This window comes from Flavobacterium sp. ACAM 123 (assembly GCF_000264055.1).
Classification (GTDB): Bacteria; Bacteroidota; Bacteroidia; order Flavobacteriales; family Flavobacteriaceae; genus Flavobacterium.
The window spans coordinates 1-26,767 of sequence record NZ_AJXL01000010.1 but is presented as its reverse complement, the minus strand read 5'-3'; the positions used below and the strand labels follow the sequence as shown (position 1 = coordinate 26,767).

The following is a 26,767-nucleotide window of genomic DNA, read 5'->3' as shown; positions in this document are numbered from 1 at the left end:
GAAGATTATAAAAATAGTATCCTTTCTCTTTTTTAAAATCTTTTCGCTCCCTCACCAAGTTAAAATGTTAGCCAGCTGATCAATGTTTTCGCAAAAAACAAAAAACAGATAATCTTAGATATAAGTAACAACAAAATATAATTGATATGAAAGCACTACAAATAATGAAATATGGCGAAATTAAAGAAAGTCTATCCATCAACGAGATCGAAAAACCTTCGTTACAACCAAATGATATTTTGGTTGAAGTTAAAGCAGCTTCGTTAAATCCTATTGATTACAAAATGGTCGAAGGTAAACTGAAAGATATGATTTCTTTAGACTTACCGATTACAATAGGTTTTGACGTTAGTGGTGTGGTGGTAGAGAAAAGTGCAGATGTAACCAATTTTGAAATAGGAGATGAAGTCTATTCCAGAGTGCCTCAAGAACAAATGGGGACAGTAGCAGAATTTGTTACTATTAATAGTGACTTAGTTGCTATAAAACCCAAAAACATCTCTTTCGAAGAAGCAGCAGGATTACCATTAATAGGCCTCACGGCAATTCAAGCCTTGGAGAGTGTCGGCATTAAAGAGAACGATAGAATTCTTATCCATGCAGGATCCGGAGGTGTAGGTAGCTTTGCAATTCAATATGCCAAAGCTAAAGGAGCTATCGTATATACAACTACTAGTAGCAAAAACGTAGATTGGGTCAAAGCTCTGGGTGCTGACCGAGTAATCGATTATAAAACTGAAAACTATAAAGACATTGCAAATAATTTGGATATTGTTTTTGATACTTTAGGGAATGAATACACCTTTGATGCGTTTGAAATCATTAAAGAAGGTGGAAAAGTGACTACGATAGTAGGTCCTCCTGACGAAGAAACAGCAACGCACATGGGTATGAAAGATTATAAATTGCCCGAGAAATTGTCAAAGCTGATTGAACATAAGTCTGCTATTTATAAACTAACTTGGATGCAGCCTGATGTGGATCAGTTAAATATTATCACCAAAATGATTGAAGATGCAGATATTAAAACTGTAGTGGATCTAATTTATTCTTTAGAAGATGGAATCGATGCTTATTTATACTTAGCGACGGGCAGAGCACAAGGCAAAGTAATTATAAGCTTAACCTAACATTTTAAAAATTGAATTAGTTCCTATCCTATTTACAAAAAAAGTAAAATGATTATCATAAGTAATAAAAAGGCACTACTAAAATAATCATTATTATTCACTTATTAAGAGAATATGAAAACTGTAAATCCATCGCTATGTTAAGAAAATAGGGGAAAAGATAATCATTAAAGGGATAATGCCTCAACTGCACGCTACGACCTGGAAAAAGACTCAATTCCTGCTTTGCAAAATGCATATGAATTAATTTTTGCAGTAGAATTCAAAGGTAAAAATGTTAAAAAATGAATCGGGAAAATTTAAAACGACTGACTAATCCTGCTATAAATACTATGGTAAAAAAAATTTCTTTTACTAATCTAAGTAGCAGAAAACAGTAGGTGTAAAATGCGATTAAAAAAAACAAAAATCACGGAAGCATCGCAATAGCAGATTATATCCAGCCCTTAGTTGAAGCAATAGCAGACGGTCTAAAATTAGAGTAGGTTTACCATTATATAGCTTAAAAGATCCAGATATAAAATTTAATCAAATAAATAGAAAAAAACACTTTAAATATTTCAACAATGAAAGCAATGTACACAGCAGAAGCAACAGCAACAGGTGGTAGAAATGGTCACGTAAAAAGTAGCAATGATGTTTTAGACCTTGAAGTAAGATCGCCTAAAGCATTGGGCGGAACAAATGACGATTACACTAATCCAGAAATGCTTTTTGCAGCAGGATATGCAGCTTGTTTCGATAATGCCTTAAACTTAGTTATCAAAAACGGTAAAGTAAACACAGGAGAAACAAGTGTAAATGCAAAAATTAGCATAGGACAAATAGAAACCGGTCGTTATGGTTTAGCGGCAGAATTAGTAGTTAATATTCCAGAAGTAACTTTAGATGTTGCTCAGGAATTAGCAGAGCAAGCACATCAAGTATGCCCTTACTCTAACGCAACGCGTGGTAACATTGAAGTAAAATTATCCGTAACCAATGATTAAAAAAAAGTATGAATATCAAAAAATAGCATTGACAGGTATTCATTTTATAGAAGCATAAATTGCGTTCAAAAATGCTTTTCCCAGATAGATTAAACTAGTTTATGAAATTTTAATAATATCAAAAACTACCTTTAAGAAGCTGGGAGAAGCTTTTAGAATGACTTATACCAATTGTATATTCAATATTGTTCAACTACATTATACTATTTTTATAATACACCAGCATTATATTACTTAATATTGAAATAAAATATAAATTTTGTTCAGTATTATCTACTGTCTGTGATTAGTACTGAGTTTTTCAACCCCTTAAATAATTGGGCATAATTATAATTAGAAAACTGTAATTATATCAAAATAAAGAGTATCTCGTATTAAGTCGTTGCGGGTAATAACCTATTAAATTGTAATTCGTGGAAAGAATAAAACTACTGCCACTACTAACTCAAATAAATAGCTCTTCTAAAAGAATATTGAAAAAAACAGTTTCACAAAACACATGCAAACGAAAGCGAACAAGTACTGATGTTTGAAAGATTGCGTCTAGTTATTGCTTATAAACAACTCCTTCTTTCATAACAAATACTACATTGTTTACGGTGTTGATGTCTTCGGTTGGGTCATCATTTGTTGCAACAATATCTGCTAAATAGCCTGGTTCTAAAGCGCCTATTTGTGTATCCATTTCTAATATTTTGGCGTTGACTATTGTAGCTGCTTGGATAGCTTCCATTACCGGCATGCCCGCTTCTTTCATGTAAATAAATTCCTTGGCATTATCGCCATGAGGAAACACTGCAGCATCTGTTCCAAAACCAATAGGCACTCCTTTTTTGTAGGCTTTGGCAAAAGTTGCTTTAATTTTTGGTCCTATGGCTAAGGCTTTAGGCACTACTATAGCAGGATAATAATTGGGAATAAGTGCTTTCTCTGCCACATAACTTCCAGCTGAAAGTGTAGGGATATAGTAGGCATTGTATTTAATCATTAAATCCATCGTGGCTTCGCTCATCTCTGTACCGTGCTCTATGGTTTTTACACCACCTTTAATGGCGCGTTGCATCCCTTCATCGCCATGAGCATGAGCTGCTACTTGCATTCCATAATCTTTGGCAGTACTCACGATGGCTTCTATTTCTTCTTGGGTAAACTGTGGATTACTCCCACTCTTAGCTACTGATAATACACCTCCTGTGGCGGTTATTTTAATCCAGTCGGCTCCGTTCTTGTACCGTTGTCGTACGGCCTCTCGGGCGTCATCTAAACTATTGACCACTCCTTCTTTTGGTCCTGGATTTCCCATTAAGTCTTTGCGGTAGCCGTTTGTTGGATCCGCATGTCCTCCTGTGGAAGCTAATGCTTTTTCGGCGGTTAGTACTCTTGGTCCTACCACTTTTCCTTGATTAATGGCGTTTCTAAGTGAAACGTTTACACCTGAGCCACCAAGGTCGCGAACTGTGGTAAAGCCGGCCATAAGCGTGCTTTTGGCAAACCCTATTGAATTAAATGCTATATCGGCGTCGTTTTGGGTAAATTCATCAACATATCTGGTTGGGCTAGTTTCCTCTTCAAGGTGTACATGCATGTCTATCCAACCGGGCATAACAGTTTTAGTTGTTAAGTCGATGGTTTTGTCTTCGGGGTTTGTGGAGTTTATAAAACCATCTTGAACGGCTTTGATTGTTTTATCGGAAACTACAATAGTTTTGTTAGTAAGTACCTCTCCGGTTTTAGTATCAATAATTTTACCACAATGGATATAAGTATCTTGAGCCAATGAAATAGTAGTACTGAACAGTACCAATAGAAGTAATAGGTTTTTCATAATAGTTTGATTTCCGTCTAAAGATATGAAAAATATTACATTAAGTTCCGGTTTTTATTTTCTTGACTGAAAATGAAATAATTTTGTCTGTCTGATTATTTTATCTTTTATTATTTACAAAAATGACGATAATAAAAATAGAATATATTTAGACCACGCAATGGATAAGATTGCTATATGCATTACAAATAGTCTTTGAATTAACTCCAGCCCAACAAAGAAAGAGACGCAATTAAAGATTTACTTAATTAGCCTAAAAACCTTGACACTGATTAAAAAAGGGGGATAACTTTCCCCCTTTTTGTTTCTTATTGATCAACGCAGTCGACTGGGGTGAACTTATATTTTACTTTTTCAAAGTCGATGGGCTCACCCTTTACAAAATGAGAAGCTCCCAACGTAATTTGTATTTGCCCATTACCTAAAATGAGTTCGTCACCACGCTTTAGAAAAGCCATTGGATTTTTATATGTCTTCTTTTTGTATCCACCCTGGATAAAAGTATAACTAGCAAATAAGGTATCCCCACGAAATTCTCCAGCGATTTCACCTACCTTTTTAGGCATATTAGAAATTGCCATATTCATATCACCAGTTATTTCTCCGTTTTTAAAAGTGTTAATTTTCAAATCAAGCGTATCTTCTTCATAAATCGCTTTATAACATCCAACGCTTATTGGCTTTTCAGCCGGAACTTTCGCGGCCTTGTCGACTTTCTCACTTTGATTATTTTTACAGCTTGCAAAGCCGATAGAGGTTAACAGCAAACAAAAAAGGCTTAGATTTTTCATATTAGTTACTATTCGTTAATAAATTGGGCAACAGCCTTGGCTAAGCTACAAATAAATAGTGTGCATTAAAAAAGATTTATCCATAAATTTTTGAATGTCCTTATTGAAATCGAAAGATAATTTTGAATGAGCAAATATTATTTCACTACGTTGAAGGTATCAAAGAAAAACAGAAATCAACAGATTACTTTTAAAAGCGACGACAAAATAGCGACTTTATTTGATAAGCTAAACAATAATAAATATTCAGTAGTAAGAGTAGGCAAAGGTTCTTCCAAGATGAATCACTGTCTTTTTTTGAGTTCATTTAGGGGCCATTTCAGCAGGGCAACAAAGAAGAAAATCACCAAAACATTGGCTAATAGCTATATTTTGTTACCTTTGTAAGATGCAAATAAAAATTATCTTACAATACCTAAAAAGTGAGTTGTCAAATGTGACTGCATTATTTGCGCCATTAGATAGAAATCGAATCCCAAATTAAAAATCGTTTTTTACTCTAATTATTATTATTTTTTATTCAATATTTTTTTTAATTACAACAAACAGATTATGTTTTCAAAAATTACTTTGGTAATTAGCTTTTTGCTATTATCAACCGGAGCTATTCAAGCCCAAGACAAACCAGAACTAGAAATAGGTGGTGCGGTGCGATTTAACTACAATTTATCCTCTTGGAAGGAAGGACAAAAAAAACGCGGTGGTGATTTTGGATATGATGTTTTTCGCATTAATGCAAAAGCCAAATATAAAGGTATCAAACTAAATGCAGAATACCGCTTGTATTCAGAAGGTTTTGGAGGCGGAATGCTAAAACGAAGGGTGGCGTAGCTTATGATTTCGATTCTAAAAACGAAATCCAAGTAGGTCTTACCCAAGTTCCTTTTGGTATTACGACCTATAATTCGCATAACTGGTTTTTTAGTCTTAATTATTATATTGGATTGGAAGATGATCATGATATGGGTGTAAAGTTCACACATACTGATAAAAAATGGAATTATAGTTTAGCTTTTTTCAAAAATGCAGAAGAGCTAAGATTTGGTAATAATTCTGATGTTTCAAACAGTAGGTATTCCTATGATGTCGCTTCTATTGATTTAAATGGAGATGGAATATTGGATTTACGTAATAAAGAGGTAAACCAAGTAAATGGAAAACTTAGCTATAGTATAGGAAACGACAGTATTAATCATAAGATAGGTACATCGGGACAGTTTGGTGGGCTTTATAACTTAGATACTCAAAACATGGGTTCACACTACGCAGCAGCATTGCATTATGAATTAAAGTACAAACGCTTTGGTGTAAAAGCTCAAGTTTCAAAATACAAAAAAAGCTCGAAAAACCCTAATGGACAAAGCAACAATCTTATTGCCATGGCAGCTTATGGTGGTTCTTATTTAGTTGCAGCAGAGGGAAACACCTACACTTTAGGGGTACAATATACAGTACCGGTAAAATGGGGTCCAGTATCTAGCTTGCAGTTCTATAATGATTATGGATACTTAGAAAAATTAAACTCTGATTTTAACGACACGGCTATGAATGTTACTGGTGTTTTAGTTACTGCAGGTAGTGTTTACACTTACTTTGATATCGCAGCAGGTAAAGATCAGCCTTGGCTAGGTCCAAACTGGACAAATGGATTGGGTGCAGGTGCACCAGACGCGAACTGGGAAGTACGTTTCAATATGAATATCGGGTATTACTTTTAGGCCCTTTTTTATACTGAAAAATAAAGTCGACCACTTTTCTCTTTCCTAATTAATAGTGGATTACGTGGCTTACAATTATTTTACAATCAAATAACAGCGTTTGGCCTAATCAGGATCAAACGCTGTTTTTTTATACATCACCACAAAGAAATCGCTATCCTGTATTTTTACGACAAAAATAAAATATAAATCCTTGTATTATTCTATCACACATTATTAAACAAGTAGGTGTTAATAGACCTCTTCAATTAAATAATGAGTTTCGTTAAATTGAAACTTACTACCTTTCTCTAAACCTCTCATGTTTGCATAAATAGGCGCTTTGGTTGAAATGCCGAAGACTGTTTCTCCATCTACCTCTACTTTTTCACTAGACACACCAATAAAAAAAACAAATTGCTCCGTAACAACAACGGCTCCAGGTGCGACAAGAGTGTTTTGCTTTGTAATATCCAATCTATTCAGGTATGCTAATTCTTCTTGGGCAAAAGCAAGTTCATCACCAATTGCTTTAAGTAATTCATATTTACCGGCTCTGCGATCTTCACTCTGACTTGCAGACTCATTCTGACTGAAGGTGTCATCGTTCATTTCAGCTTCCCGATTCTTAAAATTATCAATCAATTCATGTTGCTTTTGTATGCAGGCTTCTAGTATTTGCGTTTTAACTATTCTATTTTTCATATTATTAACATCATTTTATTAAGTACGAAAGATATACTATTTATTCCACAACTGCCACTACATTAACTTCGATGGACAAATAACATCAATTTCTATTGGTACAGAGAAAAAAACTGACTCTCCCGTGACATCAGTCAAGTAGAGTTTTACCGGCATCGCTGATCCTCTTTTTCCTGAAGTCATTACATAATATACTGTTATTTAAATCTATACCACTAAACACCATTTTAATTTCACTGCGGACTGAAGAATTGCGCTATACCTAACTCCTACCAGAACAGAAAGCCCGATAACAAAAGGTAGTAGTGTATGAAAACAGCCTGTTCTCGTTTTTTGCCAAACTCAGGCATTTTAGTGATTTTATCGTAATAATTCCTATATTCGTAAAAGCGGAATTATAGACGCGTTAACCTCCCTTATGCTTCAGGCCGAACAAAATTGAAAGCAATATCACCCTGTCTGAATTCACGCACTAATTGTAAAAATTTATGATAGAATTATATTTAAAGACGAATGAAGTAAAGAAACTCGATTTAATAAGTGAAATTGACACTGACGCTAAAGATCTGTTTAACATACGGATTATCGATTTCACAGACTGTATGCTAAAAGAGATTGCTGAGAAATTTGGGATAGACACAGCGATTTTTTATCAAAAAGAGGATATTGAAATAAGTTCTCATTACCTAAAATCACAAGATCAATTGTCTTTTAATTTTTCAATACCCAAATACAATTCGGACACCCTTTTTAAAGAAGAGGAAATATTCGTAATAATCAAGAAAGAGGTGGTCTTCTATTTTTTATCATCAAATATTGATAAAGACTTTGTAAATCTGACTAAAACAAGATATGATTTCACGAGTATAAATTTTAGTTCTCACTTAGAACATTTTGTTTTTCAGATAGGAATAATTTCAGATTATTATGCCGATTTAACCGAAATAATATCCAGAAGAATAAAGCGTTTTTATGAGAACATATTAAATTCGAAGCATTATGATGAAAAAGATCTAGATTTAATAATGATACTCAACTTCAATAATCTATTGATTAAAGAGTCAATTAGTAATTTCCAAAGGATACTTCATTTGCTGATACAAAACAAATTTGAGCTAAAGACGATAACAACTAAAATCAACTTAGAGCTGGACGATATTGCTGTTATTTCAGACCATATTCAATTTAATTTTGAGAGGCTTGATGACTTGGAAGATAATATAAACAGTAAAATCGATCTAGAACAAAATAAAATATTTAGAACATTAACTATTATAACTGTTTGCATTTCTTTACCAACGCTAATTGCAGGTATTTATGGAATGAATTTCAAAAACATGCCTGAACTAAACTGGAAATTTGGATATCCATCAGCAGTAGGACTAATGATAATCAGCTTTATAATCGCATTAATTTATTTTAAGATGAGAAAGTGGATAAAATAATTTCAGAGAAAAAAATGGATTGCCTTCTTTTGATTCCGCTATTTTAAAACGTTGACGGGGTTTTTAACCATATTAATAAAGCAAACATGAATATAAATAAAGACTTCACTTTTCAAACTATTAAACTTACTCCTGATTATGAAGGAGAAATGATTGCTACATTAATTTCTTCAAAACACAACTTAGGAAACAGAAAGAGCGTACTTTACTTACATGGTTATAATGATTATTTCTTTCATGCCCACGTAGCTGAAAAATTCAATAAAAACAACTTTGATTTTTATGCTCTCGATCTTCGGAAATACGGCCGTTCTCTTCTGAAACATCAACGTCCTAATTATTGCCAAGACATAGAAGAATATTTTGAGGAAATATCAATTGCAATCCGCGAAATTAACAACATAAGTCAAAGTTCTATCTTCCTTTTTGGCCACTCCACCGGCGGATTAATTGCAAGTAGCTATATGAATAATGGCTCGGAAAGAAACCGCATAAGCGCTCTTATTTTGAACTCTCCGTTTTTGGACTTTTATCAGTCTGAATTAGAGAAGTTCTTGAGTTATTGGGGCTCAAAAATCATTTCCACTATAGCTCCGTATGCCAAAATTGAAGGTGCACTAGCTCCAGTCTATGCCCAAAGTGTAAATAAAAATTTTTATGGTGAGTGGGATTATAACCTCGATTGGAAACCGACAAAAGGATTCCCAACCTTTTTTAAATGGGTTGTCGCGATAAGTATCGCACAGAAAAAACTAGCAGACTCTAACATAAAAGTGCCCATTCTCGTTATGCATTCTTCGGATTCCAAAAAGATCACCACTTTTTCCGAAGAGGCTATGTCTAGAGATACAGTATTGGATATTGAAGACATAAAAAGAGTTGGAGTAACGCTGGGCGATGATGTGACATTACTGCAAATTAATCATGCGCTACACGATATCTTTCTATCTCCAAAAGTAGTCAGAGAAAACGCTTTTGATAAAATGTTTTCCTGGTTATTAAAAATTCAATAATTAACTACCCCCAATCCTTAGATCAGGGGCAAAAAAAAGCACGATCATACTAAGCTAATGGTAATTTAAAAGCTATCGACAATAAAAAATATGTGGGACGACCGATACAGTAAAACGGAATTCGTCTATGGTGAGGAGCCGAATAACTTCCTTAAAGAACAACTTATTAAAATTCCTGTAGGAAGCATATTATTTCCAGCAGAGGGCGAAGGACGAAACGCTGTTTATACGGCTACACGAGGCTGGAGCTCTGCTGCTTTTGATCAAGGTACAGAAGGTAAAAGAAAGCGCTAACATTAGCTGACAAGCATCATGTTTCCATCAACTATAAGGTTGGAGAGTTCCAGTCAATCGCTTACAAAGAAAATCAATTTGATACCATTACTCTAATCTATGTCCATTTTCCAGCTGATAAAAAATCAAGCTACCACAAAATATTGACAACCTATCTGCGACTTGGTGGAATAATTATTTTTGAAGCTTTCCCTAAAAGCATCTAGATTACAACAGTAAAAACGAAAAAGTAGGCGGACCAAAGAACCTTGATACGTTATTTTCAATCGATGAAATAAAATTAGACTTTGAGAAGTTCGAAATTGTTGAATTAGAGGAAAAAAAAATCAACTTAACGAAGGACAATTTCACAACGGTTTGGGTATGGTAATTCGATTCGTTAGACGAAAAAAACAATAGAACAACGCTAAAACGAAGCTTACTTTCTAAGGTATTCTACCACAATAAAAAGGGCTATTTTAAATTTTAGACCTTGATATAAGCGGCTAAAGAACTATTTATAATCAAATACGATCTATATCGAAGTACGACTTTAGGAAACAAAAAACCGATGCACCCCGTCGTTAAAAAGTACTTTGCATAAGAAAATGTATCTTTACAGTATAATATATATTTTAAATTTACCATCAAAAGAATCCCTTTTGGATCACTATAAAAACTACAGAATGAAATTTAAAGCAGTTATTTTTGATTTGGATGGAACCTTAATCAACTCACTTGAGGACATCGCTGATTCCATGAACACTGTCCTTAAAACAAAAAACTACCCCACGCACAATTATGAAGCCTATAATTATTTTATAGGCAGTGGCATTCGAAACTTAGTCGCTAAAGCACTTCCTGACGGCCATAGTAACGAACATGAAATTGAGCGTTGCTTTGAAGCCCTGATGTCTGTTTATCGGGGTAACTGCATCCATAAAACAATACCGTATGAAGGTATTATTAAGCTTCTAGACAACTTAATTGACCGGCAACTAAAACTATGCGTATTATCCAATAAGTCAGATGCCCTTACTAAAAAAATAGTATCAGAACTATTCCCAGGCTATTTTGAATCTGTAATAGGCTTAACCACCGAAGAACTCAAAAAACCAAATCCATTTACAGCAGTACTAATAGGCAAAGGTTTAGGGTTTACTCCGCAAGAAATTATGTATATAGGTGACAGCGGGGTCGATATGCAAACAGCTAATAATGCGGCTATGTATCCCGTGGGCGTTTCTTGGGGCTATAGACCAAAAGAAGAATTACTGGCTGATGGTGCTAAACATATTCTAGACCACCCTTTAGATCTAATTGAACTCTTATAACAATACAATAAAAGTATTTACAAGACCTCAGCTTTAGAACTACTAACTGCGATAAGAAAGAAATTTTTAACTGTCTAAATTGTAGAGTACTTAATAATGTGCTACAAATGAATATTCTAATTTTCATACATAGACTCACTTATTAGTAGTTCCTAATTATTGTATGACCAAGATAACCATCAGATAACACGAAATACTGCATTGTGCTAAAAAACCCAAAATTTAACAATTAGATTTTGGGTTTTTATAATTTATGGAACTAATCTAAAAAATACTATTCGAGCGGTAAAATAACAGTGGATGTAATTTGTTCTAAAACTTCAAAAGCGGTTTCGGCCATCTTATTTCCTTTTGTATCCAGAAGTGGATTGACCTCTACAACTTCAAAACAAATAACTTTTCTAGACTTAATAATTTGGTTAATAATGGCGATCACCTCATATTGATCAAATCCTTTAGAAACGGGCGTTCCAGTACCGTATGAAATCATATCACAATCCATGGAATCCACATCAAAAGAGATATAAATTAAATCACAATTCGATAACTTGGTCAATGCTTCCTTGACACAAGTTTGAAGACCTCGATAACGTACTTCGTCCACTTTATAGTTTCTGATATCCAGTTTTTTAATCAAGCTTTCTTCTGCCTCTTGAGTATCACGAACTCCAAAATAAATTAAATTTTCAGGACTTATTTTAGTCCCAGGAGTACCAATGTTTTTAAGATCTTCCCAATGTTGTGCTGTATCTGCACTGATTTCGTTGACTTGACAATCAAAATTATCTTCTCCTAAAGCCGCTGACAAAGGCATCCCATGAATATTACCCGATGGCGAAGTATAAGGAGAATGCAAATCGGCATGCGCATCAATCCAAACAACGCCCAACCTCTTTGTTGGATAAACCGATTTAATACCGCTTATTGTTCCCAACGCTGAGGAGTGATCCCCAGACAATACTATCGGAAAATAATTCGCTTTTAAATTATGCTTTACGGCATAAGAAACTCGCGTACACTGTTCCAAGACATGTTCGATTCTTTTAGCGAAATTGTTTCTATTTTTATCATAGATGCTTTCGTTGTGCGTTTTCACGTCTTCAAACTCAAATTGACTAAAATAATCGCTATTGCGATTGATGGCTGCGATTTCGATAGCATCAATCCCTAAATCAGACCCTCTGGTTCCTGCGCCAATATCTGATCGGTTTTTTATTAATTTTATAAATCGTTCCATAACAATTTTTTATTTAAAATCGTTAAGCGCTTTTTCTATGATGGAAAGACAATCGTGAATTTGCGCTTCAGTAATGACTAATGGCGGAGCAAATCTTATTTTGTTACCGTGAGTTGGTTTAGCCAATAGTCCATAATCTCTAAACCTCAAACAAATTTGCCAAGCTAAATCGGATTCTTCATCGCAATCGATTACAATTGCATTTAACAATCCTTTACCACGTACTAAACTAATTATTGAATTTCTTGAAGCGATATCATTCAATCCTTTTCTTAATATAATTCCTAAACGCTCAGCGTTTACTGATAAATTTTCTTCACGAACGACTTCAAGAGCAGCAACAGCGACAGCTGCCGCAACAGGATTTCCACCAAAAGTAGAACCGTGTTGTCCCGGCTTGATGACATTCATGATTTCATTATTGGCTAATACCGCAGAAACTGGATATACTCCTCCTGAAATTGCTTTTCCTAAAATAAGAATATCTGCTTTTACTTCTGGCTTATTTTCACATCCATTTGTGCAAGAACAATTACCACAGGTAGCTAATAACCTTCCAGTACGAGCTATTCCTGTTTGCACTTCATCGGCAATGAACAAGACATTATGTGTTGCACAAAGTGCTTTGGCTTTCGCCAAATAGCCTTCGGTAGGAACATAAACTCCCGCTTCTCCTTGAATGGGTTCCACTAAAAAACCTGCAATATTTTTGCTAGAGTTTAAAGTCGCTTCTAACGCATCAATGTCATCATAAGCAATTTTAATAAACCCATCTGTAAACGGACCAAAGTTTTTACGTGCATTTTCGTCATTTGAAAACGAAATGATTGTCGTTGTTCTTCCGTGGAAGTTATTCTCACAAACAATAATTTCTGCTTGATTTTCAGGAATACCTTTTACTTCATAAGCCCATTTTCTACAGATCTTCAAAGCGGTTTCAACAGCTTCAGCGCCTGTATTCATTGGTAACACTTTGTCGAAATTGAAGTATTTAGTCACATACTCCTCAAAAACTCCTAATTGATCATTATGAAACGCACGAGAAGTCAATGTTAAAGTTTGTGCTTGTTTTATCATCGCACCAACAATTTTTGGATGACAATGTCCTTGATTTACTGCGGAATACGCCGACAAGAAATCATAATATTTTTTACCGTCTACATCCCAAACAAAAACCCCTTCTCCTCTGTCAAGAACTACTGGTAATGGATGATAATTATGGGCTCCGTGGTTGTTTTCTTTTTCTATTAACACTTCTGATTTAGAAGAAAGTACTTCTTGTATTTGTTCCATGATATCTTATTTTTTAATGCTTAGTAAGCAAAACTACAAATAATTTTTTAGTTCACCCGATATATATCCGTTTTTGACTTATTTATTGGCTTAAAAAGTCAATTTTAACTAATTAAATTATTAAAAAAGTCATTTTAAATTAAATAAACCTACTTTTCTTATGAAAAAGAGAAAAAAAACAATTACTTTTATGATAATAAAGTTACGCATTTTAATTTAAAATAAATTTCATGGATGTTTTGGATGAATTCGACATTAATATCATAAAGGAATTAGAAAAAGATGGTCGCATGGCCTACTCTGCAATTGCTTCAACGTTAAAAATATCAAATACAATGGTTCATCAGCGCATCAACCGTTTGATGGAGCAAGGAATTATTGCAGGAATAAAACCTATCATTAATGAAAAAAAAATAGGTTATGACTGGGGCGCTTTTACCGGGATTACGCTAAATAAAGATGAGGATTCTAGCAGAATTATAGAAGAACTTAAAAAAATTCCTGAAGTGACGGAATGCTATTATATCACTGGTTCCTATACTTTGTATATTAAAATGATTGCCCGTGACCATGAACACATGAGAAAATTGCTTTATGAAAAAATTGATACTATTCAAGGAATTGCAAAAACAGATTCCATGATTGAATTGGGCTGTGCCTTCAAAAGAAATATTTCACTTTAAAATGATAGTTTACCCGATTTCTAGAACCGGAGATATACACTTACAATTAAGTTTAAAAAACCAAACCAAATGAGCTATTACAAAAAGACCACTACTTTACTGCTTCTATTTTTATTTTCCTTTTTTTAGTATCCAACTATTTTCTCAAGAGAGCAATATAAAAGAAATCAAGAGACTTCAAAAATTAGCACAACAAGTAACGATTATTAGAGACAGTTGGGGAATTGCGCACGTATATGGAAAAACCGATGCTGACGCAGTTTTTGGTATGCTCTACGCACAATGCGAAGACGATTTTAAACGTATCGAAATGAATTATATTGAAAAATTAGGACGCCTTTCAGAAATTAAAGGAAAATCAGTTTTATATAATGATTTAGAAATACGCTTGCTAATTGATCCTAAAGAAGCAAAAGCAGATTATAAAAAAGCAGCACCTTGGCTGAAAAAATTATTGAATAGTTATGCAGATGGCATTAACTTCTACTTACACAATCATCCAGAGGTGCGACCTGCTTTTTTAACCCATTTTGAACCGTGGTTTCCCTTACTATGGACAGACGGCAGTATTGGAGCTATTAGCACTGCGGATTTAACTACTGGAGAACTCAAGACTTTTTATTCTGGAAATTCAGATAAAGTGGCTTATGTTGAGCGCGAGACAGAAGTACAAACGGGATCAAATGGTTTTGCTTTGGCCCCTGCCAAAACTGCTTCTGGAAATGCTATTCTCTACATTAACCCACACACCTCTTTTTATTTCAGACCGGAAATACAAGTAAGTAGTGAAGAAGGATTGAATGCTTATGGTGCAGTCACCTGGGGACAATTTTTCATTTATCAAGGGTTTAACGAAAATTGCGGTTGGATGCATACTTCATCAGACGTGGATGTTGCCGATATCTATGCCGAAAAAATTGTAACCAAAAATAATAAATTATTCTACGAATACGACTCCAAATTACTGCCCGTTATCGAAAAACAAATAACCATTAATTATTTACAAGATGGAAAATTAATTCCTAAAAAATTCAAAACATATTTTACAAACCATGGTCCCATCATGGCCAAAAGAGCGGGGAAATGGATTAGTTTAAAATCAAATAATCGTTCTATGAACAGCTTAATTCAAAGTTGGGTGAGAACAAAGTCAAAAGGATTTGAGGATTACAAAAAAGCAATGGACTTAAAAGCAAATACTTCAAATAACACCATATATGCTGATAGCAAAGGAAACATTGCCTATTGGCACGGAAACTTCGTTCCTGTTAGAGATAGTAATCTGAATTGGTCAAAAGTTATAGACGGTTCTACCTCAAAAACCGAATGGCAAGGATTACATGATGTTTCAGAGACGGTTCATCTTTATAATCCATCAAATGGATGGTTACAGAACTGTAATGCGACTCCCTACTCCGTGGCTGGTGCAAATAATAGTCCAAAAGAGAAAGATTATAGACCATACATGGCTCCAGACGGCGAAAGTTTTAGAGGAATAAATGCCGTTCGTTTGTTGAGTAAAGGTGAAAAATATACATTAGATAAGGTAATTGCTGATGGTTATGATACAAAACTATCTGCTTTTGAAGTCCTAATTCCTTCTTTGGTTTCGAGTTTTGAAAAAAATGTAAGTTTAGAAGATTCACTTTATTCTGATTTATTAGAACCTATTACTACATTAAAAAATTGGGATTATTACTCTAATGAAAATTCAGTTGCGACAACATTAGCCATTGAATGGGCATCAAAATTAGATCCTATCATTCGAAAAACACATATAAACGAAGGCGAACTAGATCAAGTTGAAAACACTCAAAACTTTGCTAGAAAGGCATCGCCTGAAGAGCTCCTGCCACAATTACAAATAGTGGTAAATGAACTGAAAACCAAATTTGGAACGTGGCAGATTCCTTGGGGAGATATCAATCGGTTCCAACGAATATCAGGAGAAATTGATCTAGCCTGTAATGATACTTTGGAGAGTTTGCCTATTGGGTATGCTTCTGCTCTTTGGGGATCTTTACCTTCATTTGTCAGTACCTATCAAAAAGATACAAAGAAACGCTATGGATACAATGGAAATAGTTTTGTGTGTGCTGTCGAATTTGGACCTAAAGTAAAAGCAAAATCTTTATTGGCCGGAGGGAATAGTGGTGATTCAAAATCTAATCATTTTTATGACCAAGCAGAAATGTATCGAAAAGGACAATTCAAGGACGTTCTATTTTACAAGGAAGACATTCAAAAAGAGGCTGAACGTACCTATCATCCTGGGGAATAATTTGGAATTTTAATACTTAAAGTTTCGCATGAAGCCTTCCAAACATAGAAGCCTCTAAACTAATAAAGAAGAGGTTTCTTTTCTATCTATTTATTTCAGATATTTGTATGAACAAATAACACACAATGAGAAATTTAAAGTATTTTATTTTGGGAGTGCTTATGTATTCAACGGGATCTTTTGCGCAACTAAAAGCAGTTGCTTATAAAGATGGAAGTCAGGTTTTAAATGGTTTTAAGATTGCAGCAAAAAAGAAAAGCCATCATAACCCAGGAATTTTGATTCTTCCGGCATGGCATGGAATTGACAAAGCATCCAAAGATATTGCAGTAGATTTGGCTAATTTAGGTTATTACTCTTTCATAGCAGATATTTATGGAGAAGGGAATTACCCAAAAGATAATGCAGAAGCCGGTCAAAAGTCCAGTTATTATAAAACCAACTATAAGGAATATCAGAAAAGAATTTCATTAGCATTAGAACAATTGATTAAGGCTGGTGCTAATCCTGATAATATCGTGGTAATTGGATATTGTTTTGGAGGGACTGGAGTACTTGAAGCGGCTCGCGGACATCTCAATGTAAAAGGAGTAGTTTCCTTTCATGGTGGCTTAGGCAGAGATGCAACAAGACCTATTGAACCAATCAATACTAAAGTTTTGGTTTGCCACGGAGCTAACGATCCTTATGTATCTGCAACCGAAACTGCAGCCTTTCAGCAAGAAATGCGCGACACAAACGCTGACTGGCAAATGATTTATTACTCAAATGCGGTACACGGTTTTACCAATCCAGAATATGGAGATGATAATTCAAAAGGGGCAGCTTATAATGCCACAGCGGCAAGACGTTCATTCGAACATTTGAAACTTTTCATGAATGAGGTATTAAAAAAATAATTTTTCAATACCTGTTATTCAAAATCGCTATTATGAGTAAGGAACCTCTTAGGAAAGACAAAACCTATTTAAATTGCCGATAGGTTGTAGAAAATTGATTCTACTCAAATTGGAGTCAGGAAAATACAGATATGCGAAAAATTTTCCACCATTTGTTCATTCACTTTTTTTAAGATTCAACGCACTATAAAAATGCTTTTGGAAAACTAATAAAAAATTTTTTGTTCAAACCCGCGGCTTTATCTAGCGGTCTAACTTTCCGGTAAATGATTTTCTTATTTGGCTCCAGTGACGCTGTTCGTTTTTATCAGTTTTATAAGTTTTTTTAAATTGCCACATTTTCTAATCGTAATGCAGTACCCCCAATAAGAACGACTAGAAAGTCATGACGGAGTCAGTGAACAAGGAAATCACGATAGAAGGCAAAGTAACTGCTTTTAAATTGAGTTTAATTCTTAAAAAGAATTAGACTCAATTTAAAAGCAGGCTCCACAATCGGAAAAAATGACCGATTTTAATTACTAGGTCGTCAAAAAGGTATTTACGGTCACAGAAAAAAATACGCAAGAAGCGCTTCTCGAAAACTTCTTAGAATCGTTTTACAAAATCCGCCTAAGATTTGATTAATATTCATGGGATTTTTGCCCTTTCACCTTTAGACTCTTTAACAAGAAACCATTCAATCAATTTCGCCATGTCATTTTTATGATTCACTATTTTTTATTCCAGTTACTGATTTTTTTTACTACTCTTTTTAACTAATAAAGTCGGGGCTCTCTCTTTTAATAATCGAGTATTTTTAGTTTTTTGTCAGGAGCCATTAACTTTACGGGATTTGGTTGGATCGTATATTATTTTTATCTTGCTGATGAAGGGTTAACCGCGAAATATGATTGGTTTCCTTTCTTAAGAGCATTTTTCCATTTTAATCAAGTTTATTATAATTATAGTACTTCTAATCACATTTACATTTTATACCTTTATCAATCTAAAAATAATCCCTAAATGAAAAAAATTATTTCCTTATTTGTGCTGGCAATGGCGCTATCATGCAGTAGTGCAAAGGTTAACGAATCAGCAGATAATTCTGACCCTACACCATATATGAATACCATTACTGCCAAAGAGTTACAAACACATCTTTATGTTGTTGCAGCTGACGGAATGGAAGGCCGAGAAACTGGCTCTGCCGGGCAAAAAAGGGCCGGAGTCTACCTTATTAATCAATACGAAAAAAACAATATTTCTTTTCCTAAAGGCGCCACAAGCTTTTACCAAAAAGTTCCTGCTGCGTTCTTGAACGCCAAACGGAATCAAAATCTATCCGACTCTGAGAATATTTGGGCTTTTATAGAAGGTTCAGAGAAGCCAAATGAAATTTTAGTTATATCTGCCCATTACGATCATGTGGGTGTCAAAAATGGGAATGTCTATAACGGTGCTGATGATGACGGATCTGGAACGGTTGCATTGTTAGAAATTGCTGAAGCCTTTCAAAAGGCAAAAAAAGACGGTCACGGTCCTAAACGCTCTATCCTATTCCTGCATGTAACAGGCGAAGAGCATGGTTTATTAGGTTCCAGTTACTATTCTGAAAACCCTCTATTTCCTATGGAAAACACCATCACAGACATCAATATCGATATGATAGGCCGTCGCGATGCGGCGCATGCCGATACAAATAACTACGTATATGTTATTGGCGCAGACCGTCTATCGAGTGACTTAGATAACATCACTGCCATCGCTAACAAAAAGTATGTGCAAATGGATCTGGACTACAAATACAATGACCCCGCTGATCCCAATCATTTTTACGAACGTTCCGATCATTATAACTTCGCAAAATATGGGGTTCCTTCCGTTTTCTTATTTAATGGAGTTCATGCCGATTACCATCAAAAAACGGATACTCCTGACAAAATCGAATACGAAGCCTTAACAAAGAGAGCCCAACTGGCTTTTACTATCGCCTGGGAATTAGTGAATAGAGAAAATAGACCCGTTGTAGATAAAAAATAAATATGGTCTTTAGGACACACTCTCACTTTCGTCTTCATTAAAGTTTCCTTAAAACCGGCCGTTGCACTAGTTGTTCGCTTGCAGAGTTATTAATTTATGATAGTAAAATAAAAAACGTAAAGAAAGGATTTCGTTTGCAAACAGAGTTCACTGAACTCTAATCAAAATATAAAATAATGAAGTCATCCATTATGCAATATAAAGAAAGCTTTGAAGAGATTCAAGGCTTTTTTATTACCCATTTATGTCGTTTAGAATAGCAACATTGTAGCTGTTAAAACAAAATCAGGATTACTATTGAGATTTATGTAGCTGCTATTATTTTTTAAATCCTTTATAATCTTCTCGAGAACTAGTAGTCTATCAGGTTAAAGTACAACGTACTCTTTCTTGATTCTAATTTATCGAATCGTTTAACAATATGTTTTTTTACCTCCTCTATTTTATTAAAACAGATTTTTTAAGTTGTATCCGCTTTTTAGCGAGAATTACTACTCTGTCAATTGATTATAATGCAAATTATAAGAGGTCATTTGTTCTATGTCTAATCAGAAAAGAATTATTTTTCTTTTCTAATTTATATCATTAAAAATAACGTTAAATATTTGTTAAACAGCATATTAATTTTAATTAATAGTTCCAAAATATAAAAAATATCATCTAAATTTGATTTGGCTTTGAGTACTAAATAATTTAGTTATAAATAATTCCCCACTTATTTAATCATTAAAAAATAATTGGCTCACTGCTAGTTCACCAAAAGTTCTCAATTTCAGGTTTAATTATATAAAATTATTTATCAACCTTTGGTTTATGTATGGCACACATAAACTATATCGCTGCCAAAAAATCAATTATTAAATAGGTCCCCAAGCCTCCCATATCCTTAATTAAATAATGGTTACTATTTATTTTTAACTTTTAATTGTTTAATTATGAAAAATGAAGTAAAAATTCATGAAGTGAGCTCCTCTCCTGTCAAAGGACGACGTGAGTTTCTGAAATTAAGTGGAATGGCCGTCGCTGGCACAGGACTTTTTCTGGCTGGCTGCAGCTACAATGAAGAAATCGATCCAACCGGTGCTTTTGACAGCACTGCCAAAATGGGTAATAATGGACACAAACCCGGTATCAAAAACGGCGTATTTGATTTAGGCGGCAATGATTTAGGTGTATTAAGCTACGCCTACGCATTAGAACAACTTGAGGCCGACTTTTATACCAAAGTAGTTAACGCTTCCGGTTTCACCTCGACATTCAATTCGATTGAGCAACAAGTTTTGACCGACTTATATTATCATGAGGTCATACACCGGGAATTTTTTAAAGCTGCATTAACAGCTGCACTACCAAATCCAGAAAAACAATTGTTACCAGACCTTTCATTTAACTATGGCGCTTTAAACTTTAACAGCCGTTCAGTTGTCTTAGGAACAGCAAAAGTTTTAGAAGACACTGGTGTCGCAGCCTATAACGGTGCCGGCCGATTATTATCAAATCCTGATTATCTATTACTGGCGGGAAAAATAGTGTCTGTCGAGGCAAGGCACGCTTCCGCAATTAGAAGCCTACTAAATCCTAACTCAGCTGATTTTGCTGGTGATGACGTAATTGACATGATGACAGGCCTTGATGTGAGCAAAAATCCATCCGAGGTAATTTCTATCGCAGTTGGTTTTATTACTACTCCTTTTACTGCAAAATATTTACCATAACCTTAAACCTTACCATTATGAATATTTTAAAATTTATAGAATCGTTCACCACTGAAAATCTGATGAACGTTAAAGGCTCTCGGCGCGATATATTTAGTCAAGTAGGTCTATTGGGTAAAAATGCCGCATTAACTGCAATTCCTTTTGGGATCGCTGCGGTGACATCAACAAAAGCGAGTGCTGCCATACAAAAACCCATATCTGGAAACCCTATTGCTGCATTGCAATTAGCACTTACATTGGAATACTTAGAAGATGAGTTTTACCAATTAGGTTTAGCTTCAGGAGTAATTCCGACTGGAGGAAGAGATGAAAAAGTGTTTATGCAAATTGCTGATCACGAATCAGATCATGTAAAATTTCTTATTGCGGGTTTAGGAGGAGAGGGAAGTCCAAATTTTGTTGCTAAACCAACTTTTGACTTTACTGTGGGCGGTGCGTTCAATCCTTTTAATAATTATGCTCAATTCCTAGCTCTTTCCCAAGCATTTGAAGATACTGGTGTACGCGCTTACAAAGGACAAGCTACTAATCTAATTTCTACTCCGGATTTACTAACCGCTGCACTACGAATTCATTCGGTTGAAGCTAGGCACGCATCAGAAGTGAGAAGACTTAGAGGGCTTAAAGGATGGATAACTGGTAAAGATAGAGGCGCTGGAATGCCCGAAGCCACTCAGGCTGTTTACAATGGAGAAGAACTGACCATACAAGCAGGTTTTGATACTGCTGCGCTATTTGGAGCTGCTGCAGGATCTGAAGCGTATGACGAACCATTAACTGGGGCGGAGGCTGTTGCAATTGCCAGTTTATTTATAGTCGCCTAAAATAGTATTAAAAAATAAAAAGCACAAAAAAAGCCTCTCATCTCTGAGAGGCTTTTGCCTTTTGGGTGGAAGACGGGGCTCGAACCCGCGACCCTCGGTACCACAAACCGATGCTCTAACCAACTGAGCTACAACCACCATAATGCTTAGCGGTGGCAAAGATACAACATAAGTTTACTTTTGCAAATGATTTTTCTGAAAAATCATATCAAATTTAGATCAAATCCTCTAAACTATTGACTGCCAAACATCTTTCTACAGTAAAACCTTCAGCATAATCTACCCCTACTAACCTACCTAGGTCCTGCGAACGGTAATTTAGACTTTCGAAGAAGTTTTTAGAGGTAATTGGCGACTCCGGTTCTTTAGAATCCTTGTCATAAAACTGCGAACTGTAAGCTAATATCGCTTCTATTTTTTTAGCTGTAAACCCTGTAATATCAACAACAAAATCTGGTTCAATGTTTTTCCATTGAATGTAATGGTATACTAATTTGGGTCTCCACACATTCTGCTGCTCTCCGTCCAATTCTGTTTCTACCTTTATTAAACCGGATAGAAAACAAGCGTCAGAAACTAATTTACTGCCTTTTGCATGATCAATATGACGGTCATCGACCGCATTGCACAATACGATTTCCGGTCGGAACTTCCGAATCATTTTTATAACCTCACGTTGGTGTTTTTCATCGTTGATAAAAAACCCGTCGCGCATCTCCAGATTTTCCCTAGCGGAAACGCCTAAGATTTTTGCAGCGGCATTTGCTTCCATATCTCTAATTTCAGCTGAACCCCGAGTCCCTAATTCCCCGCGGGTTAAATCAACAATGCCAACTGTTTTCCCTAAGGATATTTCTTTTAATATGGTTCCCGAACATCCCAATTCCACATCGTCTGGATGGGCACCGAAAGCTAATATATCTAATTTCATTTTTATTTTATTTTGAATCTTTTCTCTAATCTCTTTTTTTTAAACCCTAACCTATTAATTCTCTGCTCTTTCTTAGTTCCTAAACCCTTTTTATTTTAAATTCTTACTTCTAATTTCTTTTATCCTCTTACAAGAACACCCTCTTCATCGTCATAGATTTGTTGACGCTTTCCTCCCACTCTCTTCTTGGATTACTATCTTTTGTGATACCGCAACCCATATACAAATGTGCTTGATTTTCAATGATTTTCATACATCTTAAATTGACATATAAATCAGATTTTAAAGTGTCTTTATTGAATCCTTCTTTGTTTAATTCTCCTAAAAAACCAGTATAATATTCTCTGTCGTACCCTTCATTTTTCAAAATAAAATCCCTTGCTTCCTCTTTAGGCAAACCGCAAACAGCGGGCGTAGGGTGCAACACAGAAATCACCTGTTTCAAGTTTGAATTATCATTTAATATGCCTTCAATATCTGTTTTAATATGCAATAGAGTGCCTGCCTTTAAGGAATAAGGGCTTGATATTGCTACTTCTGAAGTCAAGTTTTTTAAATTATTTAAAATAAAGTCTGTGACGAACTGCTGTTCTTCCATTTCCTTCTTTTCCCAGGTTACTTCTGCCAATCCTAAGCCTTTCTGTGTTCCCGCTATTGCCATAGTAGAAAACTTTTTATTATCAGATTTAAGCAATCGTTCTGGCGTAGCCCCCATCCATAAACCAATTTTTGGGTGAAACCAACAATAACAAAAAGCATTCGGATAGCTTTGAATCAGTTTTTCAAAAACTGAAACTAAATCAAAATTTGCCAAATCGATAATTTCTTTCCTCGATACCACAACCTTTTTAAAAACGTGCGCACCGATAGCATCAATTCCTTTTTGAACTAATGATTCAAAATGTTCTTGGCTTTCCTTATTTTCCGACTTCGCAAAATCAGAACCCTTCGTTTCTTCATTAGAAGGTACCAAAGCGCTCCATTTTACAGACTGATCATAAGGAATCAGTATCTTTTGACTGCCTTCAAAAGGAGCAAAAATAAAACCGGCCTCCTCGAAGCTTTCAGCAAAATACAAATGATCATTTTTCTGAAAATACCCTACTACCTTGATATTATCTGGCTTTTTGTAAAGTACAAAAGGCAAGTTTTGCGATTCTTGTTGTTTTATTTTGATAAAAAAATCGATCATATTAACTCTATTATAAACCGAAGTTTAATTAATAAAAAGCCCCCGTTAATCCTGTTTAATGATTTTCGTCAATACCATATTAGTCAGCTTACAAAGCGAAATCAAGTTCCCCTCTTCATCAGTAACTTTTATTTCCCACAGATGCAGCGTTCTTCCTTTATGGATAATTCGGGCCGTGCCAGTAACAACTCCTTCGCGAATACTTCTCAAATGATTCGCGGAGATTTCAATTCCACGTACTTCCTGTTCTTTATCATTAATAAAAAAGTGAGAAGCCGCACTTCCCACACTTTCTGCCAATGCCACTGACGCGCCACCATGCAATAACCCCATTGGCTGGTGAACTGATGCGTTAACCGGCATTTTGGCTACCAAAAAACCTTCGCCCGCATCTGTAAACTCAATATTCAGAGTCTCCATTAATGTGTTTTTAGAAAACGCATTGCAATATTCGAGTATTTTATCTTTATCTAATGTCATGATGCTATTTTATAGAATGTAAATTTATACAAAAGAGGAGAAACAACATAGTAAAAACAACCTTTAGCATATAATTGGCTTTTGTCAAGAATAAAATTTAGTATCGTTATTTGGGTATTGAACATCTACTTATTGGTTTAAACATTAAAAATGTAAGAATTATTTAATCTGAAAATTTTATTTTCCCCCTATCGTAGGGCAAACACAATTTACTTTTATCAAGAGAAATTAGCTTACTTGGCAGTTCGTTTTTCGATTGTGTCAATAAAGAAAACGGTATTGCAAATTCTAATCTAAAAATCAGTACCATTCAAATGAGTTTTTTCCTATTTTTACAGAAAATAAACGAAATGCGTCCTTTCTCTCTATTGTTTTTTATTGGAATATTATTCTCAATTTACTCTTGCCGTTCTGATTTTGATACGGTTGCAAGCACAGGAGATTTAAAATTCTCTAAAGATACAATCTATCTAGATACCGTTTTTACTAATATCGGCTCCAGTACTTACCGACTTAAAGTGTACAATAAAAGTAAAAATGATATCACTATTCCCACTATAAAACTAGCAAAAGGCTTGACTTCTAAATACCGTATGACTGTAGACGGAATGCAAGGAAACAAAGGAAAATCATTTAATAACATTGACCTACTTGCAAAAGACAGCCTGTATATTTTTATAGAAACGACTGCTAATCGTACCGATGCCAGCCCAACTGATTTCCTATATACCGACCAAATCGAGTTTGATGCCGGAACAAATCTACAAAAGGTAGAGCTGGTGACGCTTATCCAAGATGCTGTTTTCTTGTATCCGAAACGTTTTGCAGATGGCACCACCGAAACGTTGCCGCTGGGTGACGAAAAAATTTATGGTTTTTATTTGGATGAAAATGATCCTATAAATGGAAACGAACTCGTATTTACAAAACAGAAACCGTATGTTATTTATGGTTACGCTGCGGTCCCCGCAGGAAAAAAAGCTGTTTTTAATGCAGGATCCCGTGTCTACTTTCACGCTAACTCCGGACTTATCGTGGGCAATAATGCCTCATTAAACATCAATGGTTCCAAATCAAATTCAGCTCTCTTTGAAAATGAAGTCATTTTTGAAGGCGACCGATTGGAGCCTCAATATGCAGATGTTCCCGGACAATGGGGAACCATCTGGCTTACAAATGGCAGTACTAATAATGTCATTAACCACTTGACTATTAAAAATGCCACCATTGGTTTATTAATTCAAAACAATGATGGGACTACGGTTTCCATTAGAAATACCCAAATCTATAATTCGTCAAATTATGGGATTTTAGCTCAAACAGCGAAAATCAATGGTGAAAACATTGTAATTAACACGGCCGGTCTGGCGAGTTTAGCTTGTTCCTATGGCGGGAATTATGAATTCACTCATTCTACCTTCAATAACGAATGGAACAGTTCATCGCAAGTCGCCGTCTCCATAGATAATTTTATTGTGGGTGCCATTCCCGAAGTAAAAGACCTGACGGAAGCCACTTTTAATAATTGCATTATTTATGGTTCCTTTTCGAATGAATTGAGCTTAAGAAAAAAAATAACAGCTGCATTTACCTATCGATTCAATAACTGCCTGATAAAATATGATGCTACAACGACAAATCCAGATTACCAGTTTACGACTGACAATGTTCATTATTCAGGAATTATTTTGAATCAAAGTCCTAAATTTTTCAATACAAACTTGAATAGATTAAATATTGATGAAACTTCCGGTGCTTTCGCAAAAGGGAATTCGGCCTATTTGATTCCGCTGGATATTTTAGGAAACAGAAGAACTACTCCCCCCGATTTAGGTGCTTATCAGAATAAGCCTTTCCCTAAATAAGAGAACCCTGTTTTATACCGAACGAATCTAAAAGCGATAGAGTCTTATTTTATTTAAACTTTTAGCGAAAAAAATACTATTTTTACCATCTATTTAACACAATAAAAAACAATCTATTTTTTTTAAAAATTTAAATACCA

24 protein-coding genes and 1 tRNA gene are annotated in these 26,767 nt (G+C 34.9%); 15 read left to right on the top strand and 10 right to left on the bottom strand.

Annotation, left to right across the window (positions count from 1 at the left end; genetic code table 11):
- Positions 1-146 precede the first annotated feature (146 nt).
- Together A3SG_RS0102990 and A3SG_RS0102985 are read left to right on the top strand one after the other, a co-directional pair.
- The gene (locus A3SG_RS0102990) at positions 147-1,130 is read left to right on the top strand and encodes an NADP-dependent oxidoreductase (RefSeq protein ID WP_016988523.1); all 984 of its coding nucleotides are present in this window, start codon (positions 147-149) and stop codon (positions 1,128-1,130) included.
- 566 nt (positions 1,131-1,696) lie between these two features.
- Positions 1,697-2,119, top strand: coding sequence for an organic hydroperoxide resistance protein (locus A3SG_RS0102985; protein WP_016988522.1), 423 nt, complete (start codon positions 1,697-1,699; stop codon positions 2,117-2,119).
- A gap of 547 nt (positions 2,120-2,666) precedes the next feature.
- Here the strand turns inward: A3SG_RS0102985 and A3SG_RS0102980 are convergent.
- Together A3SG_RS0102980 and A3SG_RS0102975 are read right to left on the bottom strand one after the other, a co-directional pair.
- Positions 2,667-3,944, bottom strand: a complete 1,278-nt coding sequence (locus A3SG_RS0102980; RefSeq protein WP_016988521.1) for a metal-dependent hydrolase family protein — start codon at positions 3,942-3,944, stop codon at positions 2,667-2,669.
- A gap of 308 nt (positions 3,945-4,252) precedes the next feature.
- On the bottom strand, positions 4,253-4,735 hold the full coding sequence (locus tag A3SG_RS0102975) for a hypothetical protein (RefSeq protein ID WP_016988520.1): 483 nt from the start codon (positions 4,733-4,735) through the stop codon (positions 4,253-4,255).
- 552 nt (positions 4,736-5,287) lie between these two features.
- Between A3SG_RS0102975 and A3SG_RS22850 the strand changes: the two genes are divergently transcribed.
- Positions 5,288-5,566, top strand: a complete 279-nt coding sequence (locus A3SG_RS22850) for a hypothetical protein (protein WP_316945173.1) — start codon at positions 5,288-5,290, stop codon at positions 5,564-5,566.
- 113 nt (positions 5,567-5,679) lie between these two features.
- The gene (locus tag A3SG_RS18950; RefSeq protein ID WP_316945172.1) at positions 5,680-6,453 is read left to right on the top strand and encodes a hypothetical protein; all 774 of its coding nucleotides are present in this window, start codon (positions 5,680-5,682) and stop codon (positions 6,451-6,453) included.
- Positions 6,454-6,684: 231 nt separating this feature from the next.
- Here the strand turns inward: A3SG_RS18950 and A3SG_RS20640 are convergent, their stop codons facing one another.
- Both A3SG_RS20640 and A3SG_RS22710 read right to left on the bottom strand, forming a co-directional pair.
- A complete protein-coding gene (locus A3SG_RS20640; RefSeq protein ID WP_016988518.1) occupies positions 6,685-7,137 on the bottom strand; it encodes a hypothetical protein in 453 nt (150 codons plus the stop codon).
- Between the two features lie 57 nt (positions 7,138-7,194).
- Positions 7,195-7,320, bottom strand: a complete 126-nt coding sequence (locus tag A3SG_RS22710) for a hypothetical protein (RefSeq protein WP_255347664.1) — start codon at positions 7,318-7,320, stop codon at positions 7,195-7,197.
- A gap of 305 nt (positions 7,321-7,625) precedes the next feature.
- Here A3SG_RS22710 and A3SG_RS0102955 point away from each other — a divergent pair, with 305 nt between their 5' ends.
- The 4 genes from A3SG_RS0102955 to A3SG_RS0102940 all read left to right on the top strand — a co-directional run bounded on the left by A3SG_RS0102955 (position 7,626) and on the right by A3SG_RS0102940 (position 11,202).
- The gene (locus tag A3SG_RS0102955) at positions 7,626-8,582 is read left to right on the top strand and encodes a CorA family divalent cation transporter (protein WP_016988517.1); all 957 of its coding nucleotides are present in this window, start codon (positions 7,626-7,628) and stop codon (positions 8,580-8,582) included.
- Positions 8,583-8,668: 86 nt separating this feature from the next.
- Positions 8,669-9,595 carry an alpha/beta hydrolase gene (locus tag A3SG_RS0102950; RefSeq protein WP_016988516.1) on the top strand — a complete coding sequence of 309 codons (927 nt, stop codon included), beginning with the start codon at positions 8,669-8,671 and terminating at the stop codon, positions 9,593-9,595.
- Positions 9,596-9,685: 90 nt separating this feature from the next.
- Complete coding sequence (locus A3SG_RS22845) at positions 9,686-9,889, top strand: hypothetical protein (protein WP_016988515.1); 204 nt, start codon at positions 9,686-9,688, stop codon at positions 9,887-9,889.
- Positions 9,890-10,554: 665 nt separating this feature from the next.
- Positions 10,555-11,202, top strand: coding sequence for an HAD family hydrolase (locus tag A3SG_RS0102940; protein ID WP_029596583.1), 648 nt, complete (start codon positions 10,555-10,557; stop codon positions 11,200-11,202).
- A 274-nt stretch (positions 11,203-11,476) separates the two neighbouring features.
- On the opposite strand, the gene rocF is transcribed toward A3SG_RS0102940, so the two are convergent.
- Both rocF and rocD read right to left on the bottom strand, forming a co-directional pair.
- Positions 11,477-12,439, bottom strand: coding sequence for an arginase (rocF, locus tag A3SG_RS0102935; RefSeq protein WP_016988513.1), 963 nt, complete (start codon positions 12,437-12,439; stop codon positions 11,477-11,479).
- A 9-nt stretch (positions 12,440-12,448) separates the two neighbouring features.
- On the bottom strand, positions 12,449-13,732 hold the full coding sequence (rocD, locus tag A3SG_RS0102930) for an ornithine--oxo-acid transaminase (protein ID WP_016988512.1): 1,284 nt from the start codon (positions 13,730-13,732) through the stop codon (positions 12,449-12,451).
- 230 nt (positions 13,733-13,962) lie between these two features.
- Here rocD and A3SG_RS0102925 point away from each other — a divergent pair, with 230 nt between their 5' ends.
- The 6 genes from A3SG_RS0102925 (at position 13,963) to A3SG_RS0102895 (ending at position 22,159) form a co-directional block, all read left to right on the top strand.
- The gene (locus A3SG_RS0102925) at positions 13,963-14,415 is read left to right on the top strand and encodes an Lrp/AsnC family transcriptional regulator (RefSeq protein ID WP_016988511.1); all 453 of its coding nucleotides are present in this window, start codon (positions 13,963-13,965) and stop codon (positions 14,413-14,415) included.
- A gap of 76 nt (positions 14,416-14,491) precedes the next feature.
- A complete protein-coding gene (locus tag A3SG_RS0102920) occupies positions 14,492-16,696 on the top strand; it encodes a penicillin acylase family protein (protein ID WP_157485285.1) in 2,205 nt (734 codons plus the stop codon).
- Positions 16,697-16,821: 125 nt separating this feature from the next.
- The gene (locus A3SG_RS0102915; RefSeq protein ID WP_016988509.1) at positions 16,822-17,595 is read left to right on the top strand and encodes a dienelactone hydrolase family protein; all 774 of its coding nucleotides are present in this window, start codon (positions 16,822-16,824) and stop codon (positions 17,593-17,595) included.
- 1,005 nt (positions 17,596-18,600) lie between these two features.
- Positions 18,601-19,617, top strand: coding sequence for a M28 family peptidase (locus A3SG_RS0102905; RefSeq protein ID WP_016988507.1), 1,017 nt, complete (start codon positions 18,601-18,603; stop codon positions 19,615-19,617).
- A gap of 935 nt (positions 19,618-20,552) precedes the next feature.
- Entirely contained in the window at positions 20,553-21,332 is a 780-nt protein-coding gene (locus tag A3SG_RS0102900; protein ID WP_016988506.1) for a ferritin-like domain-containing protein, read from the top strand.
- 17 nt (positions 21,333-21,349) lie between these two features.
- Complete coding sequence (locus A3SG_RS0102895; protein ID WP_016988505.1) at positions 21,350-22,159, top strand: ferritin-like domain-containing protein; 810 nt, start codon at positions 21,350-21,352, stop codon at positions 22,157-22,159.
- A 63-nt stretch (positions 22,160-22,222) separates the two neighbouring features.
- On the opposite strand, the gene A3SG_RS0102890 is transcribed toward A3SG_RS0102895, so the two are convergent.
- From A3SG_RS0102890 to A3SG_RS0102875, 4 genes are all read right to left on the bottom strand, one after another.
- Positions 22,223-22,298: transfer RNA gene (locus A3SG_RS0102890), tRNA-His, on the bottom strand.
- A gap of 75 nt (positions 22,299-22,373) precedes the next feature.
- Positions 22,374-23,090, bottom strand: coding sequence for a bacillithiol biosynthesis deacetylase BshB1 (gene bshB1 / locus A3SG_RS0102885; protein WP_016988504.1), 717 nt, complete (start codon positions 23,088-23,090; stop codon positions 22,374-22,376).
- 127 nt (positions 23,091-23,217) lie between these two features.
- Positions 23,218-24,282 carry an isochorismate synthase gene (locus A3SG_RS0102880; protein WP_016988503.1) on the bottom strand — a complete coding sequence of 355 codons (1,065 nt, stop codon included), beginning with the start codon at positions 24,280-24,282 and terminating at the stop codon, positions 23,218-23,220.
- Positions 24,283-24,327: 45 nt separating this feature from the next.
- Entirely contained in the window at positions 24,328-24,762 is a 435-nt protein-coding gene (locus tag A3SG_RS0102875) for a PaaI family thioesterase (RefSeq protein WP_016988502.1), read from the bottom strand.
- Positions 24,763-25,076: 314 nt separating this feature from the next.
- Between A3SG_RS0102875 and A3SG_RS0102870 the strand changes: the two genes are divergently transcribed.
- Positions 25,077-26,627 carry a hypothetical protein gene (locus A3SG_RS0102870; RefSeq protein ID WP_016988501.1) on the top strand — a complete coding sequence of 517 codons (1,551 nt, stop codon included), beginning with the start codon at positions 25,077-25,079 and terminating at the stop codon, positions 26,625-26,627.
- Positions 26,628-26,767 lie beyond the last annotated feature (140 nt).

Bases quoted from the DNA above. Each gene is read 5' to 3' on its own strand.
- A3SG_RS0102990 (WP_016988523.1), top strand. From the start codon at position 147: ATGAAAGCACTACAAATAATGAAATATGGCGAAATTAAAGAAAGTCTA.
- A3SG_RS0102985 (WP_016988522.1), top strand. From the start codon at position 1,697: ATGAAAGCAATGTACACAGCAGAAGCAACAGCAACAGGTGGTAGAAAT.
- A3SG_RS0102980 (WP_016988521.1), bottom strand. From the start codon at position 3,944: ATGAAAAACCTATTACTTCTATTGGTACTGTTCAGTACTACTATTTCA.
- A3SG_RS0102975 (WP_016988520.1), bottom strand. From the start codon at position 4,735: ATGAAAAATCTAAGCCTTTTTTGTTTGCTGTTAACCTCTATCGGCTTT.
- A3SG_RS22850 (WP_316945173.1), top strand. From the start codon at position 5,288: ATGTTTTCAAAAATTACTTTGGTAATTAGCTTTTTGCTATTATCAACC.
- A3SG_RS20640 (WP_016988518.1), bottom strand. From the start codon at position 7,137: ATGAAAAATAGAATAGTTAAAACGCAAATACTAGAAGCCTGCATACAA.
- A3SG_RS22710 (WP_255347664.1), bottom strand. From the start codon at position 7,320: ATGACTTCAGGAAAAAGAGGATCAGCGATGCCGGTAAAACTCTACTTG.
- A3SG_RS0102955 (WP_016988517.1), top strand. From the start codon at position 7,626: ATGATAGAATTATATTTAAAGACGAATGAAGTAAAGAAACTCGATTTA.
- A3SG_RS0102950 (WP_016988516.1), top strand. From the start codon at position 8,669: ATGAATATAAATAAAGACTTCACTTTTCAAACTATTAAACTTACTCCT.
- A3SG_RS22845 (WP_016988515.1), top strand. From the start codon at position 9,686: ATGTGGGACGACCGATACAGTAAAACGGAATTCGTCTATGGTGAGGAG.
- A3SG_RS0102940 (WP_029596583.1), top strand. From the start codon at position 10,555: ATGAAATTTAAAGCAGTTATTTTTGATTTGGATGGAACCTTAATCAAC.
- rocF (WP_016988513.1), bottom strand. From the start codon at position 12,439: ATGGAACGATTTATAAAATTAATAAAAAACCGATCAGATATTGGCGCA.
- rocD (WP_016988512.1), bottom strand. From the start codon at position 13,732: ATGGAACAAATACAAGAAGTACTTTCTTCTAAATCAGAAGTGTTAATA.
- A3SG_RS0102925 (WP_016988511.1), top strand. From the start codon at position 13,963: ATGGATGTTTTGGATGAATTCGACATTAATATCATAAAGGAATTAGAA.
- A3SG_RS0102915 (WP_016988509.1), top strand. From the start codon at position 16,822: ATGAGAAATTTAAAGTATTTTATTTTGGGAGTGCTTATGTATTCAACG.
- A3SG_RS0102905 (WP_016988507.1), top strand. From the start codon at position 18,601: ATGAAAAAAATTATTTCCTTATTTGTGCTGGCAATGGCGCTATCATGC.
- A3SG_RS0102900 (WP_016988506.1), top strand. From the start codon at position 20,553: ATGAAAAATGAAGTAAAAATTCATGAAGTGAGCTCCTCTCCTGTCAAA.
- A3SG_RS0102895 (WP_016988505.1), top strand. From the start codon at position 21,350: ATGAATATTTTAAAATTTATAGAATCGTTCACCACTGAAAATCTGATG.
- bshB1 (WP_016988504.1), bottom strand. From the start codon at position 23,090: ATGAAATTAGATATATTAGCTTTCGGTGCCCATCCAGACGATGTGGAA.
- A3SG_RS0102880 (WP_016988503.1), bottom strand. From the start codon at position 24,282: ATGATCGATTTTTTTATCAAAATAAAACAACAAGAATCGCAAAACTTG.
- A3SG_RS0102875 (WP_016988502.1), bottom strand. From the start codon at position 24,762: ATGACATTAGATAAAGATAAAATACTCGAATATTGCAATGCGTTTTCT.
- A3SG_RS0102870 (WP_016988501.1), top strand. From the start codon at position 25,077: ATGAGTTTTTTCCTATTTTTACAGAAAATAAACGAAATGCGTCCTTTC.